The sequence below is a fragment of the Kluyvera sp. Awk 3 genome, assembly GCF_028069715.1.
In the GTDB taxonomy this organism is placed as follows: domain Bacteria; phylum Pseudomonadota; class Gammaproteobacteria; order Enterobacterales; family Enterobacteriaceae; genus Kluyvera; species Kluyvera georgiana_A.
This window is the reverse complement of record NZ_JANEWH010000084.1, coordinates 1-21,994: the sequence shown is the minus strand read 5'-3', so window position 1 is coordinate 21,994 and position 21,994 is coordinate 1. Positions and strand designations below refer to the sequence as shown.

General features: G+C 56.4%; 7 protein-coding genes. 2 read left to right on the top strand and 5 right to left on the bottom strand.

Annotated features, from left to right (window positions below; all coding sequences use genetic code 11):
• The first annotated feature begins 74 nt into the window (after positions 1–74).
• Positions 75–1,169, top strand: a complete 1,095-nt coding sequence (locus tag NNN71_RS16575; RefSeq protein WP_271458943.1) for a membrane-associated sensor domain-containing protein — start codon at positions 75–77, stop codon at positions 1,167–1,169.
• A 199-nt stretch (positions 1,170–1,368) separates the two neighbouring features.
• The gene (locus tag NNN71_RS16570; protein ID WP_271458942.1) at positions 1,369–1,758 is read left to right on the top strand and encodes a hypothetical protein; all 390 of its coding nucleotides are present in this window, start codon (positions 1,369–1,371) and stop codon (positions 1,756–1,758) included.
• Between the two features lie 47 nt (positions 1,759–1,805).
• Here NNN71_RS16570 and ompA read toward each other — a convergent pair whose 3' ends face one another.
• From ompA to NNN71_RS16545, 5 genes are all read right to left on the bottom strand, one after another.
• Positions 1,806–2,825 carry a porin OmpA gene (ompA, locus tag NNN71_RS16565; RefSeq protein ID WP_271458941.1) on the bottom strand — a complete coding sequence of 340 codons (1,020 nt, stop codon included), beginning with the start codon at positions 2,823–2,825 and terminating at the stop codon, positions 1,806–1,808.
• A gap of 133 nt (positions 2,826–2,958) precedes the next feature.
• The gene (locus NNN71_RS16560; RefSeq protein ID WP_163448584.1) at positions 2,959–4,215 is read right to left on the bottom strand and encodes an HlyD family efflux transporter periplasmic adaptor subunit; all 1,257 of its coding nucleotides are present in this window, start codon (positions 4,213–4,215) and stop codon (positions 2,959–2,961) included.
• Positions 4,196–6,373, bottom strand: a complete 2,178-nt coding sequence (locus tag NNN71_RS16555) for a type I secretion system permease/ATPase (RefSeq protein WP_271458940.1) — start codon at positions 6,371–6,373, stop codon at positions 4,196–4,198. Before NNN71_RS16555 ends, NNN71_RS16560 begins: the two co-directional genes overlap by 20 nt.
• Positions 6,370–7,815, bottom strand: coding sequence for a TolC family outer membrane protein (locus NNN71_RS16550; protein ID WP_271458939.1), 1,446 nt, complete (start codon positions 7,813–7,815; stop codon positions 6,370–6,372). Before NNN71_RS16550 ends, NNN71_RS16555 begins: the two co-directional genes overlap by 4 nt.
• A gap of 228 nt (positions 7,816–8,043) precedes the next feature.
• Positions 8,044–21,828, bottom strand: coding sequence for a BapA/Bap/LapF family large adhesin (locus NNN71_RS16545; protein ID WP_271458938.1), 13,785 nt, complete (start codon positions 21,826–21,828; stop codon positions 8,044–8,046).
• Positions 21,829–21,994 lie beyond the last annotated feature (166 nt).

Sequence of the window (21,994 nt, the reverse complement as noted above, 5' to 3'; positions counted from 1 at the left end):
GGTAGCGATTACGCAGTAAGATGTTTATATTTCTATAATTCAATAAGTCCCCTTATCCAGGTAGAGAACGGAACATGACGAAAACCCTTTCAGGGGATAAGCAAAACCTCGACATCGTTAACTCATGGGGCTATATCTGGTTTCTTACGCTGAACGTCGTGTTCTGTCTGTGGCTGCTCGCCAGCAATTTGCTCAACAATATTCATTTTATCGCCAGCGATACGCTCAACTCTCTGTGTCTGGCGACGATATTTTTCTCCGTCATCGGGCTAGTACTCAGGCAGGTCATTCACCGCGAGCAACTGGCGACGATACTGCCGCTCCATGTGCTGACTTTAGGCCTGTTGTGGGCCGGTATGTTTTACCTGATGGTGAAGCAGAACAACACGCCGGCGCTGTCGCTCTCACTGCTGATCATCATACTGCTCCCGGCGACCATATCATTTTACATTTCTGGTAAGATACTGTTGTTATTCAGTATTCCTATCGCCACTTCCATGTTATTGAGCGAGTTTGCGACATTTGAGAAATTCAATATGCTGCAAATTGCAGGCTCCATTATTATTTTTATCGTCGTGATCACCGCACGCTACATTCTGCTGGAATGGTATCTGCGTACCCAAAGAAGCGAGTACGCAAAAAATCTATTAATCAAGAAGCTCACCCGCCTGGCACATCGTGACGCATTAACAGGGTTGTTTAATAAAGGCAGCCTGGCTGTTCATTTCGCCGACCACGCGAAACGGCTCTCTTTATCCGATGAGAAGCTTTTCATGATCATTATGGATATTGATTTTTTCAAACAGTACAACGATCTGTACGGCCATATAGCGGGTGATGCCTGCTTAATCAATACGGCGAAATGCATTAGCCAGTCCTTGCGTCAGTCTTCAGATACCGCCTTTCGTTTTGGCGGCGAGGAGTTTGTTATCCTGGCCCGTTGCCATCATGCAGACGATGCCGTCAATATTGCAGAACGTATCCGCAACGCTATTTCCGCAGCAAAAATCCCGCATAAGGGATCACAAATTTCGGCTTATCTGACCGCCAGCTTTGGTGTCGCGCAATGGTCAGCGCAAGATTCTCTGGAGACATTAACGGAACATGCCGATAAGGAACTCTACAAAGCCAAAAAGGCCGGGAGAAACCGCGTGTCGTTCGCTCGTTAAATCAGTTGATACTCCAGACGCACCAGGCAAGATAATCATGGGGAAATGCTCCCCACATCTTTTCTTATTTCAGAAGAAATTCANGCCTATTCCCAAAAGTATAAAATTACGACGTTATTTTTTTATAAACAATAAAAGACTCGAAGCCATTACGCATCAATGATAATAAATAGCGCATTGTAGCAATAAAGGTAATACGATGCGAAAACTCCACAAACTCATACTCTCCGGCGCGCTTATCCCACGAAAGAAGTCAGGCCATAGCCTGTTGCGAACGATTGATTTACTCCAGGTGCCCATCGTTCAAAATCAACCGCAAGAATTTCCGGCAAACAGAATCAGCTTTAGCTATTTACATTATGACAACAGATGTACTCTCGACGACCTTTCTTTCTATTTGAAACAAGCGTTTTTACAGGATGTTAATATTCAAGATATGTTTGACAGCAGAAGCCAGACATATCGGGTTTATACTTCCCTGAGCAAACTGGATAAAATTAAACTGATTAATAACTACTACCTGGAAGAGCGCAATATTTCAGGTTTAAGACAGTTGAGAGACTCGTTAAATACCATCATCTATGAATAAAAAAAGCCTCCTCATAGCGATATGAGGAGGCTTTTTGGCTGTTGTTATTAGTGCTTATCGGTTATCTCAATCACAACATGACGGTCCGGCGCCAGGCAGCTAATCAACTGCGCTCCCGACTGGCTGTCACACTGAGAACCGGTCACCGAGTCACTGGCGCCACGACCTTCCGCGCGAATGTTGGCCGCGGGCATACCTAACGCCACCAGTTCATCCGCCACCGCCTGCGCGCGCTGCGCTGACAGCTGCTGGTTATAGTCCGCTGCACCAAGGCGATCGCTGTAGCCAATCACCACGGTAGCCTTCGCAGAGGCTGGCTGTAGGCCCGGATTTTGATACAGCTGCGCGATGGCCGCTTTCCCCTCGGAGGTTAACGCGGCGGAGTCATAGCCAAACATCACGTCAGATTTCAGATTAAAACGCTGCGGCGCGGGCTGTGGCGCCGGGGCGGCAATCGGCGCCACGGCTGGCGTATCGTCGTGCTGGCCGAAACGATAAGAGATGCCAGCGGTAACGGAACTGATGTCGCTGCTGACGCCAATCTGATTTTCGTTACCCACATTGCTAACCCACTGATACTCCAGGCGGCCCGCCCAGTTTTTATTAAAGGCATACTCGGTGCCCACGGCGACCAGCGGACGAACGCCGGTTTCAAAGCGGTTATGACCCTGAATATCCGACTCCGCACGATAGCCCATTGCCCCAGCGCGGCCATACAGATCCCAGCTGTCGGTTAAACCGTAGCTGGCTTTCAGCGACAGCTGCAAACCCTGGCTCTTCATCTGTGAACCTGAGGCACCGTTTTTACCGTTGATCTGCATATTACCTAAATAATCGTAGCCGCCTTCAACCGCCAGCCAGGGATTAATCTGGTAGCCGGTGAATACACCGCCGCCAACATTATCGCTGTCATAACCGACATTGGCGCGTGGCGTGGTGCTGGTGTCAAAATAATGCGACCAACCCAGTTTCCCGCCGGTATACCAGGTGCCAGCATCTGCCGCTGCAAAAGCGGTGGTGGCGGTCAGCGCATTCGCAATAATTAAAGTGATCAGCGTCTTCTTCATAATTTTCCTATTATTAGCGTCCCATCAATCGACGGGTTGGATGCAAAGTGGCGCTACAATAGGTTTTTTACTCGACGCTGATAATCGTTTTTTTGTTTATTTTTGGATAGCCATCGGCCATCGCTGTAATAGCTTACCGCTCTCTGAGTGCCTCTTTCACCTTGTTGAACGGCTTTACCAGATAATCCATAACCGTCTTCTCGCCAGTTTTAATATCAACGTTAGCAATCATCCCTGGGACAATATTGAAGCGTTTCCCGGCTTTATTTTGCAGATAATCATTCTCAGTACGGATAAACACGCGATAATAATAGACTTCAGGCTTAGCCTCATCCTGAATGGTATCGGGCGAAATACTGTCTACCACCCCTTTCAGACTGCCGTAAATGGCATAATCATAGGCCGTTATCTTCACCAGCGCCGACTGGTCCGGATGGATAAAGGCAATATCGCGGGGCGACAGGCGCGTTTCAATCAGCAGATGGTCATCGCGCGGCACAATTTCCATCAATTCGCCGTTGGGTGGGATCACGCCGCCCAAAGTATTGACCTTGATTTTTTTGACAATACCTTTCACCGGCGAGCGCACCGTCATACGCGTGACGCTGTCGGTACGGCCACGAATAATCTCGGCCAGCGAAGCCGCCTCGGCGGTGGCTTTAGCCAGTTCTTCGCGAGCCTGAACCAGGTACTGCGAACGCAGGTCGAGAATTTTGAGCTGAAGATCGGAACGCTGGCGCTCAAGACGGAGCACTTCCACGTTGCTGGCCGCACCGGTTTTCGCCAGGCGACGGGTTATCGCCAGTTCACGATCCACCGCCGACAGTGAATCAGCCACCCTTGCCTTTGAGTCGGAGAATTGGCTCCGGCGCAGGTTGTACAACCGGGTTTCGGAGGCCACCAGTTGCGGCGCATCGTTGAGCGCAGGCGGGAAAGTCAGCGGTAACTCGTTCACTTCGGCAGACAGACGCGCGCTGGCCGCGAGCGCTGCCTGATAGCGCGCCACGCTCTCACCGACGTTAGACTGTGAACGCGTTGGGTCAAGACGAGCGACCACTTCCCCCGCTTCAACTCGCTGCCCTTCGCGGACATTCAGCGCCACCAGAATGCCGCCGTCCAGCGATTGCAGCACCTGCTCGCGCGAGCTGGGGATCACTTTGCCGGTCCCGGTTGAAACCTCATCCAACGTGCTAAATGACGCCCATCCCCAGGCCACCAGTAATAGCGCGCCGCATAAGGTCACGATTCGCCCGGAACGCGCCAGGCTCTCGTTATCCAGATCGTTTTCACCATGATCGCCGTTCCAGTTCAGCGGCTGGGCATTCGCCGGTGTCGGTATCGGAGCCTGTTCTGCAAGCGCAATGTCGGTCTCAGGCTGGTCGTCTTTCATCGTTCACCTCCGCTGCCTCGGCGTTTCTGCGCGCCATCGCCTTCTCTTTCGGCATATCCATCACCAGCGCGCCGTCCTTGAGTACCAGCACGCGGTCGACCACGGAGAGCACCGCGCTGCGATGAGTGGCGATAATCAAGGTCCGGCCCGCCAGCCAGTGGCTGAGACGGTCAAGAAAGTCACGCTCGGTGTGTTCATCCAGCGAGGCGGTCGGTTCGTCCAGCAGCACGATATTGGGATCGCGTAACATCAGACGCGCCAGCAGGATCGATTGCCGCTGGCCGCCGGACAGACCGAGCCCGCCCTCCATGACCACATGATCCAGCCCGTGGGGCAATTTGCTGACTAACACATCCGCGCCGCACATCTCCAGCGCCGCAAAGATTTCGTCATCGCGTGCCTGCGGCGCGCCCAGCGTCAGGTTGTCGCGCAGCGAACCGTGAAATAACCTGGCATTTTGCGTCATCAGCCCGGTATTACGCCGTAGATCGGCCACATCGATATGCGGCAGACTCAGGGAGTCGAGCCGCAGCTCGCCCTGTTCCAACGGCACGCCGCCGATGAGCGCCTGTAGAAAGGTCGATTTCCCGGCACCGTTGCGTCCCAGCACGGCGATGCGTTCCCCGGCGCTAATATCTAATTTTGCGACCCGCAGCGGGACGATGGGCGAGTCCTGGCGATAGCGAAACGCAGTATCGGCAAAGTGGTAATTGCCGTGCAGCACTTCACGATGCAGCCGCTGTGAATCCCCCCCGTTTTCCACCGGCAACTGCATAATGCTGTCGATGCCGCCCTTTGCCGCTTTGGCCTGCTGCCAACGGGCCAGCACCCCGCACAATGCCGCCATTGGGGCAATCATGCGTGACGACAACTGTGAGGCAGCAACAATCGCCCCGGTGGTAATGTCGCCATCGATGACCAGCGGCGCGCCCACGACGATTACCACCGCGTACACCAGCCCCTGGATTGTGTTACCCCAGGCCAGGAGCCCTTGCGTGAGCCGTCGGCTTTTCATCCCGGTTTGGGCGGTAATGCGGATATAGCTGTTCCACTGTTGCAGGAAGCGATTTTCAGCCTGCATCAGCTTGATATCCTCCAGCCCCTGCACGCTTTCAACCAGCACGGCATTACGCAGGGTCGACTCTTTCACGTTCTCCTGCGCCAGGTCGGCCAGTTTCTTCTGTAGCAGAATACCTGGCGCGATCATGATCAGCGCCGCCACCGGCGGGATCCATGCCAGCTGCGGCGCGATGATCGCCATGACCAGTAAAAACAGAAAAAAGAACGGCAGATCGGCGATCACCGAAACCGTGGTCGAGGTGACCATTTCACGAATCGATTCCAACTCTCGTAGTTGGGAGATAAAGCTGCCGGTAGATCGCGGTACCACGTGCGTGCGCAGCCGCAGCGCATGGCCAAACACCCGATCTGAGATGCGCATGTCGGCCTGTTTACCGAGAATGTCGCTCACGTGGCTGCGCATCAGCCGCATCGCCAGACCAAAAAACGCGGCAATCAGCACGCCAATAAACAGCACGTATAGCGTTGGGTAAGACTGGGCGGGAATAACCCGGTCGTAGACCTGCATCGAAAAAAGGATCCCGGCCATCGAAAGGACGTTGATAACCAGCGAAGCCAGCATCACGTGCCAGTAGGGTTTCATTTTGGTCATTGCCAGCTGACGTAACCAGCCGGGGTTAAAATCAGCCAGATACTCCTCAGTCCGGCTATCGCGCGCCATCGCCGCCGGACGAAACGCCACCACGACCTGTATCATCTCAAGCAGTTCAGGCAGCGGCTGGCTGGCTATCAGGCTGGCGTCACGGGGAAAGCTAATGCCGACGCTGGCGTTACCGTCAAAGCTGTGAATGATGCCTATTTGCCCCGTTTTAAGCTGTACCACCAGCGGCAAACGCCAGCCGGAAACATCGTCCTTTTTTTCGTGCAGCCGCCGTGCCGTCAACCCAACGTGGCGCGCCATATTATTGAGCGCCACGCTCAACGGTTTAGCCAACTGCCAACGAGCCATCGCCTGCAGCCCACCGGGTGAAAACGGCAAGCGATAGTGCGTCGCCACCTGGCTGATAACGGTAATCCAGTCGTTGAGCGCGTGGGCTTCCAGCGTTTCCTGTTCGGCAATCCGGGCTTTTCCCGTCATGGTTGAATCTCCACGCCCTGAATGGACTGATTATTGAGCGTAAACTGCTGGCGGGTTCGCCCGGTGTTGTACAGACAATCAAGCTGGAGGGTACGCAGCTGGCTTTCGGTTTCCTGCTGTGTAAAGCGCGCCTGATAAACTTCCTGCTCAGCGTTCAGCACATCCAGAAACGGGCGCGATCCGAGGTCGAGGTACTGCTGCTGATACAGTTCACGGGTCTTTTGCGTCAGAATCTGCTGGCGAGCCTGGATTTGCAGCGCCTGCTGGAGGCTGACCGACGCGTTCTGCGCGGCGCTAAGCTGCTGTCGAACCTGCAGCTGGGCGCTACGTACCGCCGTGGTCGCGGCATCAAGACTGTACTGCGCGGCATCGCGATTGGCGGTCAGCCCGCCGCCCTGATAAATCGGCATTTTCACCCGCACATAGGCCGAATATTGGGTACGATCCAGCTGTTCGCTGTTGGCGTAGCGATCGTTAAGATAGCGGGTCACGTCTGACTCCAGCGAGATGGTCGGCTTCATCTGCGCTTCCGCCCCCGCCAGTTGGGCCGCCGCCTGGTTTACCCGCGCGCGCGCTTCCAGCACCGACGGTACGAGCTGGTCGTCCACTGTCGCCACGCCGCAGGATTTACCCAGCGTTTGCGGAAATTCGTTACTCACCACATCAATCTTATTCCAGCCCAGATAGGTCGACAGCGTGGCGCGCCAGCGTTCGAGATTGGCCTGATACTGCGCAAGCGTCGCCCGTGCGCCTTCAATACGCGCATCGGTTTGCACCACGTCAGAAAGCGAGCTGGCCCCTTCGCTGTTGCGTTCGTTGGCGAGCTTGCCTAGCTGTTGTAACGAGCGCAGCTGTTCTTCGGCGATCGCCACCAGCTCCTGATAGCCCTGCACCTGAACCAACGCCGCGGCGGTATCGTGGGCGACTTTATCAATGCTCAGCAGTACGACAGCCTGCTGAGCGGCCACCGCCGCGTTGGCTTCCCGCACCGCGCTGTCGGTCAGACCAAAGTCGTAGAGCATCTGGGACAGCGACAGCACGACCGAGGGAACGTTGCCGTGGTTGGAATAGCTGTTGGTCACGCCATTATTCAGGCCACCGCTGATTTGCGGGTAGTATTTGGCGCGGGCGACATCAATCTTTTGCGCGGTGCTGAACAGTTTGCCGGCCTCAGTACCAATATCGGGATACCACTGTACGGCGCGCTGTACCGCCTGATTGATGGTTAAATTGGCGGGAGGCTTTGCGCTGGCGGCAAGGCCCGGGTCGCGCCCCCTGAGATTGGGCAATTCATCGTCAGCGGCAATGTTTTGCGGATTGATCTGCCTGGCGATGTCGCTATCTGAACGCCCCCACGCCGCCCCGGCATCGGGCAGCAGCAGCGGCTGGATGCACACCGTTAACCAAAAAAATATCTTAACTTTACCGCTGCGTTTCCCCATACAACATCCCCAATATAATCAATATGTTGACCTAAGTGGCCGTTTATATTTTTTGATGACTATTGATGAATATCCGCCCCGCAGCGATGTCCCTTCCATAGGGAAATAAGCGGGTCGGAGGGTACAGCTCCTGAGGTGATGCCGTCCTGATGCGAAGACCGTTAACCCGCCTGGCGACGGGCTAACGGCTCGCGAGGTACTCTTTCGGGCCTGTCGCCTTGCAGAAGGCTATCCGTGGCTTGCCGATGAATCCTGATGTAACAGTTCTTCGAGCGTCGGCTGCACGCCCTCCAGAGTGATAAGTTGTGTCGATTGATACTGTGTCCCGGCACCGTCACGGTCAATGGACACCACCGTGTCTCCCGATGCCGTGTGCTCTATAGATAAATATTGGCCGAGATCTTCAGATTTACCACTCCAGTCCGTCAGTAGCTTGCTGATATCTATATGATCGCCGTCACTAACTGAGAAATCTGTCCAGTGATTGTTATGACCGTTACCGCCGGTGGCATCGTGGCTATCGAGCAGATTAAAGATCACCGTATCCCCCCCGCCGCCAAGCGTATAGGTATCGTCATATGCGCTACTTGTGGCGGCATCGTTCTTGTCGCTGCCTTCGACATGCGGATGCAGATCAATGGTCAGGCTGCCGTGACTGAGTGTGCCGTCCGGGGCCTTGAGGGTGTAGTCGAACTGCTCGCGTTGGGTCAGGTCGACCACGCTAACCCCTTCACGCAGGGTATAGCTGTAGCTGCCGTCCGCGTGCAGCGTCAGCGTACCGTACAGTCCTTCCAGGGTTTGCGACTGCGTACTGCCTGCGACTTCGCTAATCTGCTGGCCGCTCTCGTTGCTGAGGGTAATGCTGGCCCACAGCGCGCCGGACGCAATTTCGGCGATCTGCCCTTCGGCGGTAACGCCCGCGGCGGCGGCTTCCGGCGTTACGGCGACGCTGGTAAGAATCGTGCTGAATTCGCTGTTCAGGGTGTTGCCTGCGTTATCGAGCAGCACGACGTTATACGGACCGCCGGACGATACCGTGTTATCCAGTGGGATGCTGGCGGTCAGCGTCGTCGCATCGGTGGTCAGCGTGCCGCTGGCTATCAGATGTCCTTGATCGTCGAGGATCTGATAATCCGCTTTACCGCTGGCAGTCGGCAGCGCCGTAAACTCCAGCACCAAGGCCGTATGCATGAGGGTTTCGCTAGCCGTCTCCTGAACTGCTGTGCTTTGCACCGAGGCGTGCATCAGGGTTGTCTCCTGCACCACGCTTTCGTCTGCCAGTAGCGCACTGGTCAACATCATTGACTGCGCGGTCACCGCTGAACCGACCGGCGGCAGCGAAATAGTCAACGTGGCGGTACTCACCGACGTGCCATTGCGAATAGCGTAGGTAAAGGTCTCCTGCCCCAACGCGGTCGCTGGCTGACCCGTTTTCAGGGTATAGGTGTAAACGCCCTGTGCGTTGATAACCAGGTTGCCGTACTGACCGACAATCGTGGTATTGCCCGTGGCGGCAATCGTCTGACCATTCACGTTGCTGACAACCGTGCCTGCTGGCGCCACATCTACGCCGCCGCTGGTGTTGCCTGCCCCGGTAATGACGTTACCCGTGACTGACTCGACCGCCGCCTGGTAGGTGTGAGTGACATCTTTGCTGGTCTTCAGGGTGGCAACGGTTCCTGCAGCGATTAGGCCATCCGCTTTTAGCAGGAACAGGTAGTGCCCGGTCCCCAGGGTAAAGGTATCGGTGGTCGAGCCCACCAGCAGCGGGGCGCTGATCCAGTTATTGAAGAACTGGTCCTGCACGTACTGCCCGGTGGTTGTGTTGTATTTGTAGATATAGAGGTCAAACGTCGCCCCAATAGCCAGCCCGGCAGCGGTTCCGTCGAGAGTAAAGGTGCGCGTTGAGTTAGCGCCCACATCAATCTGCAACTGTTTTGTGAGGTCGAGATTAAGTCCCAGAATCGACCCTGAATCACCCAAACTGACGTTGGCCAGGATAAGCGAGGAACTCGTCACCCCCGGTGTCGTCACATCTGCCGGTATCGGATCCACTTCCAGCGTCACCACATCGCTATTCGCATGCAGGTTCGGCAGGTTGAGATCAATAGTCAGTTTCGCGCTGCTGATCGAGCCATTCGGCGCTTTGATCTGATAGTTAAAAACATCCGGCCCGGTGATACTGTATGGCGATAGCCCGGCTTTCAAGGTATAGGTGTAGTCACCCTGGGCGTTAATGGTCAGCGTGCCGTAAGTTCCGGAGATCACGGTATTACCGCTAACCGCCGTAAAGTTACTTGACGATCCAATGCTAACCCCGCTGACTACCGTGTCTTTCGGCGTACTATCTACCCCACCGCCACCAACACCGGTCATCACGTTACCGGTAGTGGTGCCGCTAGCCGTATCGACAAATACGCCAGTAGTCACGTCCGATGTCACTTTAAGTTGGCTACCCGTCAACAGCGACAGACCGTCATCCGCCCGCAGCAGTAACGCGTAATCACCCGCTGGCAACGTGACATTGCGCGAGGCCGAGATACTCGCCAATGCCAGTACCCGCAAGAAGTCGTCATAACGCTGGTACATACTGTAGGTACCGTCGCCATTGGACTTGTAAATATACAGATCGAAGGTCGACAGCAGTGTCACCCCTACCGCGCTGGCCTGTAGCGAGAGCGCGCGGGACGCGCCTTCATCAACATGGAAAGTTGGCAACTGGTTGGCCTGGATCAGGTTAACCGTCAGCAGGTCACCAACGCCCAGATTCAGCACATTCAGGTTCTGCGCCGTAGAGTTAGTCGGCGCGGTGATCTGCTGGATCGAGGTCGTTAACGATAGCCCGGCTTCATCGTTCACCGCACTCAGTATTTGTGTACCAATCGTCGGATCGATGGTCAGGGTAAACGCAGGCGTCTTCGGTCCTTCGTTGCCTGCCGCATCGCTGGCGCTGAAGGTGAAGCTATGGGTGGTGCTGGTCAGCGCGGCCGTCGGCGTCCAGGTCCACTGACCATTCGCTCCGGCGGTGACCGAGATGACAAACGTCCCACCGTCATAAATATTCACCGTGCTGTTAGCTTCCGCGACGCCGGTAAAGGTCGGTCGTGTATCGTTGGTGATGCTGCCAGAGGTCAGGTTGCCCAGATCTGGCGCCACGTCATCGGTCACCGTCAGGCCGGTAATCGCCCCGGGCGCTACGGTATCGATATTCAGGGTGAACACTGGCGAAGTCCCGCTGACGTTGCCCGCCGCATCGGTCGCGATGGCCGTAAAGGTGTGGACACCATCCGCCAGCGCAACCGTCGGCGTGAAGCTCCACGCGCCGCCAGCCACCGCCGTGGTGGTTCCCAGAACCTTCGTGCCGTCGTAAACCGTGATGGTGGCCCCGGCTTCCGAGACGCCGCTAATGGCGGGAAGGTTGTCGTTGCTGCGACCATTGTTGCCAATCGTACTGGTACCCGGGGCGACATCGTCGGTGACCGTCAGCGCCCCCATGGTTGCTGGCGCCACCGTATCCACGGTCAGTACAAAGTCCGGTGAACGCGGCCCAACGTTGCCGACCTGGTCTGTCACGGTGGTGGACAGCGTGTAGGTGCCGTCAGTCAGCGCGTCAGGGGTGAAACTCCACGCGCCGGTCGCACCAGCCAGAGTCGTCCCGAGTACCGTGTTACCGTTATAAATAGTCACCGTACTATTCGCTTCCGCCGTTCCGTTAAGCGTTGGCATATTGTCATTGGTTGCCCCGCCGTTCGCCACCAGCCCGGTGACAGGGCCTACGTTGTCGGTAACCGTAATATTGGTCGCCGCCACCGGAGCCGTGGTGTCGATATTCAAGGTAAAGACCGGAGACGCGCCGCTGACGTTACCCGCCGCATCGCTGATCGTCGTGCTGAAGCGGTGGATACCATCACTCAGCGCCGACTGTGTGGACGGTGTGAAGGTCCACGCACCGGAACCGTTCGCCTGTACCGTCGCCAGCAGCGTGCTGCCGTCATAGATATTGACGAAGGCATTCGGCTCTACCGTACCATGCAGCGTCGGCGTGTTGTCGTCAGACAGCGCGCCGCTCACCAAATCGCCAGTGACTGCGCCTGCGTTATCGCTGACAATCGGCAGTGCCCCCACCGCTGGTGTGACCGTATCCACCGTCAGGGTGAAGGCCGACGTCGCCGCGCTGGTATTACCCGCCGCATCCGACACCAGCAGCGTCAGGCTATGCGGCCCTTCCGCCAGCGGCGCGGTCGCTGCCGGGGTAAATGACCAGCCGCCCAGGGCATTCACCTCAGTCCGGCCTATCTCGTTTGTACCGTCCATGATGATGACCGTCGCACCCGGCGTCGCGCCGGTGCCGGAAATCGTTGGTCGGTTATCGTTGGTCGCACTGCCGCTCGTGAGCGTACCAATCACCGGTGATACATCGTCGGTGACGGTAAAATTGCTAATCGGCGGCGGTGCGGTGGTATCCACCGTTACCGCGAAGACAGGCGACGGCAGGCTGACGTTACCGGCGGCATCGGTCGCCGTCACGGTAAAGCTGTGCGCCCCCTGCGTCAGTGCCGTCGAGATCTGGAATGTCCACTGTCCTGTTGTGCTATCGGAAACGATCGGCGTTGTGGTCAACAGAACGCCGTTATCGTAGACTTTCACCGTCGCGCCTGGTTCTACGGTGCCGCTCAGTTGCGGCAGAGTATCATCCGTTACGCCGTTATTGGTCAGGTTTCCGGTAATCGGGCCGACATTGTCGTTGACGGTAATCGCGCTCGGGATTGCCGGAGCGACAGTATCCACCGTGACGTTAAACGCAGGTGAGTTCGCGCTAACGTTACCCGCCGCGTCAGTCGCAGTGATCGACAGCGCGTGGGAGGTATTACCCAACGCAGTCAGTGGCGTAAAGGTCCATGAACCATTGGCCTCCGCCCGGGTAGTGCCCAGCAGAGTCGTTCCATCGTAAACCGAGACTAGCGCATTGCCCTCTACGCTCCCGGCAGCCCCCCTGAGAACCGGGCGGGTATCGTTGATGGCGCTGCCCTCAGTAACATTTCCTGTTATCGGCGCGGTGTTGTCGGTTAAGGTAAACACACCCGGTGTCGCGGGTGCTGCGGTGTCGATATTCAGAGTAAAGGCTGGAGACGGCAGGCTAACGTTGCCCGCCGCATCGGTGGCGGTTGCTGTCAGAGAATAAGTGCCATCTCCCAGCGTGGATGGTGCAAGGCTCCAGTTGCCGCTGCTGTCTGCCGTTGTTGTCCCGACCAGCGTCGTGCCGTTGTACACACTAACTGAACTGTTCGCTTCGGCTCTGCCGCTGATAATCGGTGTATTGTCATTGGTGATCGCACCGTTCGCCAGCGCCGGAGAATCCACGTTGTTCGAAACCGTCAGCGCCAGAATTGGCGTGGGTGCCACGGTATCCACCGTGAAGTTGAAGGCTGGGGAAGCCAGACTCACGTTGCCAAGCGCATCGGTCGCGGTAACCGTCAAACTATGGCGACCGTTCAGCAGAGTCGGTGTTTCGAACGTCCATGAACCGTCTGCCTGCGCGGTAGTGGAACCCAGCAGAACAATGCCGTCATAGACCCGAATCGTGCTGCCAGCCTCCGCGCTACCCGCCGCACCGTTTAGTGTCGGCGTGGTATCGTTGGTGAAGCCATTCTGGGCGATATTGGCGATAACAGGTAGCGCGTCGTCAGATACGGTAAAGGCGGTAATCTGAGCCGGCGGCGTGGTGTCGATTGTCAGATTAAAGACGGTCACCGGGCTTTCATTCCCCGCCAAATCCACCATCTTAATAACAAAACTATGCGGACCATCGCCCAGCGGCGTGGTTGGCGTGATAGACCATACCCCCAGCGCCCCAACCGTCGCCCGGCCAATTTCAGTAGAGCCTTCGGTGATGATAACGGTGCTACCCACTTCTTGCGGCTCTATACCACTGAAGGTCGGAGTCCTGTCATTAGTGGTATCGCCGCTGGTGATGGGCCCTACTCCCGGGGTGACATCATCGGTGACAACCACGTCGGTAATTTTGTCCGGCAATTTGGTATCGACGGTGAACTGGAACAGCGGTGTAATCCCGGTGAGTGGGAGCGGATTCCTGACAACAGCCGAAATAAGATGCACACCATCGCCTAGCGCCACGGTCGGTGTAAATGTCCAGTTTCCACCAGAATCAACGGTTGCTGTACCAATAGGCGTGACAAGATTGGTGTTATCGTAGAAGGCAATAGTGCTACCCACCGGCGCTTTACCGGTAAAGGTCGGCTGGCTATCATCAGTTACTCCACCACTAGTGATAGCCCCCTGAATTGGACCGATATTATCGCTTACCACCAGGTCGGTAATACCACCGTTCAGCAAGTGGGTGTCAATGTTTAGCGTCACCCCAACGATGAGTGGGCTTTCGTTACCCGCCTGGTCAACGACTTTTGTGGTGAACTTATGTTCACCATCAGCCAGCGGCGCATCGGGTCTGAAACTCCAGGCTCCAAACGCATCAATGGTCGTGCTGCCTATCAGTTTTCCATTGTCGTAAATATTCACCGTCGAACCGACCTCATCAGTCAGAGCCACGCTGCTAAAGTACGGTCGATTATTATCACCAACAACAGGTATCAGCCCAGCAGAATCTTGCGTCACCACCAACACAGCGATACCCAGCGGCGCGGTACCGTCAATTCTCAGAACCAGGTCCTCAGAATTCACACTGACATTTCCTGCCGTATCAGTGGCTGTGACGTGGAAGGTATAAGTCCCATCAGTATCAATTGAAGGTACGGTATAGCTCCACTTGCCTGCCGCATCAGCGGATACCGTTCCAAGCACATTGCTCCCTTGATAAATCGTCACCAGCGCATTCGGTTCCACCACTCCGCTCAAAGTGGGTGTTCGGTCGTTAGTCAGTCCACTGGTGATTGTTCCTTCATACAGAGGAACGTTGTCAGAAGCGGTGATATTCCCCGGTTTATCAGGCTCTTTCGTATCGACAGTTACCGTAAACGATGCTGATGGCGAGCCGACATTGCCGGCTTTATCGGTGACGGTGGTGATAAAGTTATAGGTCGCGTCTGTCAGTTCGTCGGTGGTCAGGCTCCAGGAACCATCAGTATCCGAGGCGGTAACGGTAGCCACAGGCGTTGAACCGTTATAAATCGTCACGGTGCTGCCTTTCTCTGCCGTACCGCTCAGGGTTAGCGTGTCATCATTGGTGATACCAATAGTCTTACTGCCGTTGATAGCGAGGTCGGTCACCGGCCCCGGCGCGGTGGTATCGACGGTCAGACTGAAAACTGGCGAGGCAGGTCCTTCATTGCCTGCTGCATCGGTCGCCGTCGCCTTGATAGCGTAAGTTTTTTCATCCAGCGGCGTAGTTGGAGTAAAACTCCAGCTACCATCAATCGTTGATGCAGTGGTGGTGCCCAGCTGCGTACTGCCATCATAAACGGTAACCGTACTCCCTTTCTCCGCGGTCCCGCTAAAGGTTGGCGTAGTATCGTTGGTAAAGCCATTAGTAATGGCTCCCGTTTGCGGAGCCACGTTGTCCGTGGCGGTTATCGTGCTGACAGCGGCTGGTGCAAGCGTGTCAATGTTCAGCGTGAACACCGGGTTATTCGTCGAGACGTTACCTGCCGCATCGGTCACAACAACCGTTAGCGTGTGCTCTCCTTCACCCGTTATGGCCTCTGATTCAATGCGCCACTCCCCGGTCGGCCCAACCAACACTTCACCCAGTAGTGTCGCCCCTTCATAGAGGGCGACAGTGGTCCCGGCTTCCGCATGACCGCTAAAGACCGGCGTCGTATCGTTGGTGCTGGCACCGTCAGCCAGTGGCCCGGTGGCCGGAGAAGCGTTATCGCTCACCAGCAGCCCGGTTACGGCATCAGGCGCAATACTGTCGACGATAATGACGTACGGATCGGAAGCATCGCTCTGGTTGCCCGCCGCATCCTCCACGATGGTGGTGTAGCTGTGCGAGCCCTGAGTCAAAGCCGTCGTCGGCTGGTAGCTCCAGTCCCCGGCGCCGTTGACCTCAATGGTCGCAACCCATTTATCGTTGTCGAAAAGAATCACATTGCTGTTCGGCTCGGCGGTACCGCGGATCACCGGAAGGGTATCGTTGGTGGCGCCGCCATTACCCACATTAGTGGTCACTGGCGTCACGCTATCAGTGACCACAAAGCTACCGATAGGCTGCGGCCTATCGGTATCAACCTTCAGTTCAAAGGCCGGAGAAATACTGGTGCTAACGTTACCCGCTTTATCGGTAACGGTTGTGGTGATGCTGTAATCGCCATTGCCCAGAGTTGGCTCAAAAATCCATACCCCGTTGCCATCGGCGACAGCAGTGCCCAACAGCTGAGTGCCGTTGTTATAGAACGTCACCGTGGTGCCTGCTTCGGCGTGCCCGCTAAAGGTTGGCGTGCTGTCGTTGGTGCTGTCGCCGCTGTTCAGTAGTGCGATGACTGGCGAAACGTTATCACTCACCGTCAGGTTAGTAATATTATCTGGTGGCACCGTGTCGATAAACAGCGTAAAGGCCGGTGACGATGCCGGGCCGACGTTACCGGCAGCATCCGTCGCCGTCGCCGTCAGATTGTATTCCCCATCTTTCAGGTCAACCGTCGGCGTAAAGCTCCAGCGACCGTCAGTCGGTGATGCCTTTGCGGTACCAAGCACCGTCGTTCCATTATAGATGGTCACGATAGCGCCAAATTCTGCGGTGCCCGTCAGGGTTGGCGTCGGATCGTTGGTGCTATCGCCGTTAAGGATCGGCTCTTGTTTCGGATCGACGTTATCCGACACGGTAAACGTCGGCGCTGCGGTCGGTGCAGCGGTATCCAGTATCAGAACAAATTCTGCCGATGCCTTGCTAACGTTACCCGCAAGGTCTGTTACCGTGGCCGTGATGCGATAAGTTCCCTGGTCGAGTGGAGCCGGGGTAAAGCTCCAGCTGCCACTCGTGTCCGCCTTAATGGTAGCCAGTATATCCGAACCGTTATACAGAATGACGGTTGCGCCCGGCTCCACTTTACCGCTAAAGGTTGGCGTGGTGTCGTTGGTGCTGCCGCCGTTCGGCACGATACCGATATCCGGTACCTCATTATCGGTCACAATCAGCGTCGTAATCGGGTCCGGCCTGGTGGTATCAACGCTAAATGTAAAGGCAGGAGACGGCGTGCTGACGTTGCCCGCGGCATCGGTCGCCGTCGCCGTCAGGCTGTAGTTACCGTCCAGCAGCGGAACGGTAGGCGCAAAACTCCAGTAACCGTTGCCATCTGCCTGACCGAAGCCAATCAGCGTCGCGCCGTTGTACACATTAATAAAGCTATTCGGATCGGCGGTACCGCTGAGACGAGGTGACGGATCGTTAATCTCCGTGCCAGCAGTCACGGTGCCGGTTGTCGGTGTCAGGTTATCTGTGACGGTAACTCCGGTTATCTGCGCTGGAGGCACGGTATCGATCACCACCACCACTGACGTCTTCGGCCCTTCGTTGCCCGCCACATCGGTGGCCGTCGCGGTCAACGTATGCGAACCTTCGCCAAGAACAGGCAGATTAATCGACCATGTCCCGCCGCTACCGGCTACCGTCGTACCCAGCACCGTGGTGCCGTTAGTATCGTAAACAGTGATCGTCGCCCCTTCTTCACTCACGCCGCTGATGGTCGGCGTGGTGTCATTGGTACTGGCCCCTCCCGCCAGAGGCGTGCCATCGGCAGCAACCGTCAGGCCAGTGACCAATCCCGGAGCCCTGGTATCAACGGTGAAACTAAAGCCCGGCGAGGCGATACTGGTGTTACCCGCCCGGTCAGTGGCAGTGGCGGTCAACGTATAGTCGCCATCACCCAGCGTGGTTGCAGGTTTCACGCTCCAGTTGCCGCTGGCATCCGCCTGCGTCGTCGCGACCAGCGTGGTGCCGTTGTAGATATTCACGGTGCTGTTGGCTTCGGCGCTGCCGCTCAGTGTTGGCCGATTATCGTTGATCCGATCATTAGCATTAATAATACCGGTGCCAGGGATCACCGTATCGGTGACGGTGATCCCGGCAATTGGCGGTGGCAGCGTCAGGTCAATCACCACCGTCGTCGGCAGTGAGGCTGGGCTGACGTTGCCTGCCGCATCGGTGGCAGTGGCGGTTATCACATGGGAGCCTTCGTTTGGCAGAGTAATCCCTACCGACCAGCTACCGGTTGGACCTGCCTGAATAGTGCCCAGCACCGTGGCGCCATCGGTATCGTAAACGGTGATAAGCGCATTTGGTTCACTGGAACCACTTACCGTCAGGGTGGTGTCATTGGTGCTGGTTCCCGGTGCCAGTACACCGCTGTCTGCCGTTATTGTGACACCGGTAACCCGTTCTGGTGGTGCGGTATCTACCGTCAGGTTAAAGGCCGGAGAGTGTGGACTGGTGTTACCCGCCATATCGGTTACCGTGGCGGTCAGGCTGTGCGGCCCGTCACCCAACGGCGTATCCGGCGTGAAGTTCCACTCTCCGGAACCATTAGCCTGAGTAGTTCCCAACACGGTAGTCCCGTCATAAATCGTGACCGTCGCGTTAATTTCCGCCATTCCATTGAGAGTTGGCGTATTGTCATTGGTGACGCCACCATCGGAAATTGGCCCCACCTTAAGATCCACATTATCCGACACCACCAGCCCCGTAATTGTCGCAGGCGCGCTGGAGTCAACCTCCAGTACAAACGGCGGCGAGAGCGGGCTGGTATTGCCTGCGGCATCAACCACCGCTGTGGTTATCTGATGCGTACCATCGAGCAACGGAGAATCCGGGATAAAACCCCACAGCCCGTCATCGTCTGCCTGGACAGTGCCGATAATGGTGCTGCCATCATAGATAGTTACAGTGCTGCCAGCCTCGGCAGTGCCGCTGATTATCGGCGTACTGTCGTTAGTGACTCCGCCGCTTGCCAGTTGTCCAACGCCCAGTGCTTGATCATCAACGACAATCAGGTTAGCCACCGGGTCGGGGGCTGTCGTATCTACCGTCACCATAAACGGTTCTGACGGTGCAGATGGGCCGCTGCCGTTGTCTACGGTGAAGGTCACACTGTGCGTCCCTTCACCCAGAGCCGATGATGGCGTATAGCTCCAGTTGCCGCTGCCATCCACCGGTACAGTCGCGACTGGCGCGCCGTTATCGTAGACCGTCAGCGTACTGTTTGGGTCGGCTTTGCCGCTAAAGGTCGGTGTGTCATCATTGGTAGCAGCACCGTTAGCCAGCGGTCCCTGAACAGGATCGACATTATCGGTCACCACCAGACCGCTTATCGGCCCGGCGATTGGTGTAATGGTCAGATCAAACTGCAGCGACGACGGGCTGGCGTTGCCCGCCGCATCGGTGACCACCGTGGTGAAGTGATGCAGTCCATCGGCCAGCGGCGCGTCCGGAGTAAAGCTCCAGTGCCCGCTCGTATCCGTTGTCGCCTGGCCCAGCAAGGTCGCACCATCATAGATACTAACGGTGGTCCCCGGCGCAGCGAGGCCAGAAAAGCCCGGTGTGGTATCGTCGGTCGTGCCACCGCTGGTCAATTGACCTTGAACCGGCCCGACATTGTCGGTCACCACAATACTCAATGCGCTCAGCGGAGCAGAGGTATCAACGCTAAACACCAGCTCATCCGTTGGCTTGCTGGCGTTGCCCGCCGCATCCACTGCCACAACGGTCAGTCCGTGCGGCCCGTCACTCAGCGGAGTGGTCAGTTCCAGCCCCCAGTTTCCCTTAGTATCTGTAACCGTACGGGCAATCTCTACGCCTGCGTCGTAAATAATGATTTCGCTGCCAGGTTCCGCCTTCCCGCTAAGGATCGGCGTGCTGTCATTAGTCACATCACCAGACACAATGGTGCCGACGTTCGGATCCACATTATCGGTGGCAATAAACGCCGTCACCGGAGCGGGCGCTGTAGTATCAACCACCAGCACAAAATCAGGCGATGCGGCGCTGGCATTGCCGGCCGCATCGGTCACGACAGTGGAAATCGCGTGCGTGCCTTCGCTGAGCGCGGGGGCCGGTGTAAAGCCCCATTGCCCGTCTGCGCCGACTAACGCGGTACCAATCAGCTTGCCACCGTCATAAATGCTGACTGTCGATCCCGGTTCAGCGCTCCCGCTGATAACAGGCGTACCGTCGTTGGTTGAATCCCCGCTATGCAGTTGGCCAATACCAGGGTTGAGATCGTCAACGATCGTCAAGTCGCTAACCCCATCAGGGGCCTGCGTATCTACAGTCAGCACAAACGGTTCTGACAGCGTCGCGCCGCCATCGGAAGAGAACGTAAAACGATAATGACCGTCCATCAGCGCAGGCGGGGTAAAATGCCAAATACCCTGAGCATCAGCGGTCACCGTGCCGCTGTCGATGCCATTGATATAAACCGTTATCGTGCCAGACGCGGGGCCAGTGCCGGTGAAGGCTGGCGTTGTATCGTTGGTTGACGCGCCGTTCGCCAGCGCGCCGGTTCCGGGATTAACGTCATCATCGACCGACGTCACGGTAACGCTACTTGCCGGCGGGGCGATAGTCAGGTTGAAGGAAGGGGAATCTCCGCTGTTATTCCCTGCGGCGTCGGTGACGACGGTGTGGAAACTGTAATTACCCGCAGGCAACGGCGCATCAGGAGTAAAATGCCAGCTGCCGTCAGGTGCGACGGTGGCCGTTCCCAGAAGCGTTGTTCCCTGATAGACGCTCACCGTTGTCCCGTCTTCTACACTCCCCGCCGCGCCGCTAAAGGTGGGCGTAGTGTCTGTCGTCGTCCCTTTTTCTGGCAACGTAACGACGGTCCCACCCGTATCATCACTCACCGTAAAAGCGCCCATCGTGACCGGTTTATCGGTATCTACATAGAACACCAGCGGCGCGGTGGAGGGCCCGATGTTTCCGGCAAGATCGGTGGCATTTGCGCTCAGGCTGTGTTTGCCTTCGCCCAATACCGTGCTTAGCTCAAGCCCCCAGTTGCCGTGCACGTCAGCCTGCGCACTGCCAACCAGTTTGCCAAAATCATAAATATTAACGGTGCTGCCCGGCTCGGCTTTGCCGCTGATGACCGGCGTATTATCGTTCGTCGTTTCGTTAGCCGAGATGGTGCCCAGCACCGGGGTCTGATTATCGGTGGCAATGAATAGTGTGACCTCTCCCGGCGCGTGAGTATCAATCGTCACCACGTAGGCTCCACTCTTCCCGCTGCTGATATCTCCCTTGCTCACCGTAGTCGTGAAACTGTGCACCCCATCGTCTAGCGCGGCTGGGGTAAAACTCCACAGTCCTTTGGCATCTGCTGTCACGGAACCTAACCGGGTTTCGCCGTCATAAATCGTGACCGTTGAATTTGCCAGCGCCTTACCGCTTAAGGTTGGCGTATTGTCGTTCGTGAACCCGCCTTTCGCGATCGTTCCCGTATACTGTTCGACATTATCAGTGATTGTCAGCTCTGTGACGTTGTCAACCTGAGTCAGGTTATTCTCGGTGGGGAGAGTGGGAATGCCAGGAAGGGTATTGTCATCCGGGTCATTATCCTTACTGCCCTCCGGGCCGCCGTTCTGATTGTCTGCCGGGTCCTCATCTGCGTTGTGGTGATGGTTACCTGAACTACCAATACTGGCAGCCGCAGCAGCCATCCCAGCGCCAATACCCAGCGCTCCCAGGATCCACGGCATGGCGCCTTCGGTGCTACTTTGGGTAATCAGCAGAGCATCAATATCGGCCAGTGGCGCAAAATGCAGACCGTCAGTCGGTTCTTCGACCCACCACAGCGCGCCATTCTGATCCTCAAGCACCAGTTCACTGCGGTGCCCTTCAGTATCGAGCACGAAATAGTTCTCGATGGTGATTTTTTCGCCATTTCTCAGCGAGATAACGAGGTCGTTGCCACTGCGCTCCAGCCCGGCAACGTCACGAGGGCTAATGTTGATTTTGACAATGCTGGGTGAAATGAGGCTTGCGGTTTCACCTGATACGGTAGAGGTGGTTGCGCCACTCCGGGCAATAATAGAGATATTAGCCATATGATTAGAACCTCGTCACAAACAATTATGAACTGGTTATTGTTAGCAATCACATAAATATATCCCGGCACACAAACACCTAAAAAAACAAAGCACGATGAAAATCTTTTGCTGAGTTTAAGAAACAGTAAAACCACCATGGTTAATATCAGCTTAAGTATTTAAT

Bases quoted from the DNA above. Each gene is read 5' to 3' on its own strand.
- NNN71_RS16575 (WP_271458943.1), top strand. From the start codon at position 75: ATGACGAAAACCCTTTCAGGGGATAAGCAAAACCTCGACATCGTTAAC.
- NNN71_RS16570 (WP_271458942.1), top strand. From the start codon at position 1,369: ATGCGAAAACTCCACAAACTCATACTCTCCGGCGCGCTTATCCCACGA.
- ompA (WP_271458941.1), bottom strand. From the start codon at position 2,825: ATGAAGAAGACGCTGATCACTTTAATTATTGCGAATGCGCTGACCGCC.
- NNN71_RS16560 (WP_163448584.1), bottom strand. From the start codon at position 4,215: ATGAAAGACGACCAGCCTGAGACCGACATTGCGCTTGCAGAACAGGCT.
- NNN71_RS16555 (WP_271458940.1), bottom strand. From the start codon at position 6,373: ATGACGGGAAAAGCCCGGATTGCCGAACAGGAAACGCTGGAAGCCCAC.
- NNN71_RS16550 (WP_271458939.1), bottom strand. From the start codon at position 7,815: ATGGGGAAACGCAGCGGTAAAGTTAAGATATTTTTTTGGTTAACGGTG.
- NNN71_RS16545 (WP_271458938.1), bottom strand. From the start codon at position 21,828: ATGGCTAATATCTCTATTATTGCCCGGAGTGGCGCAACCACCTCTACC.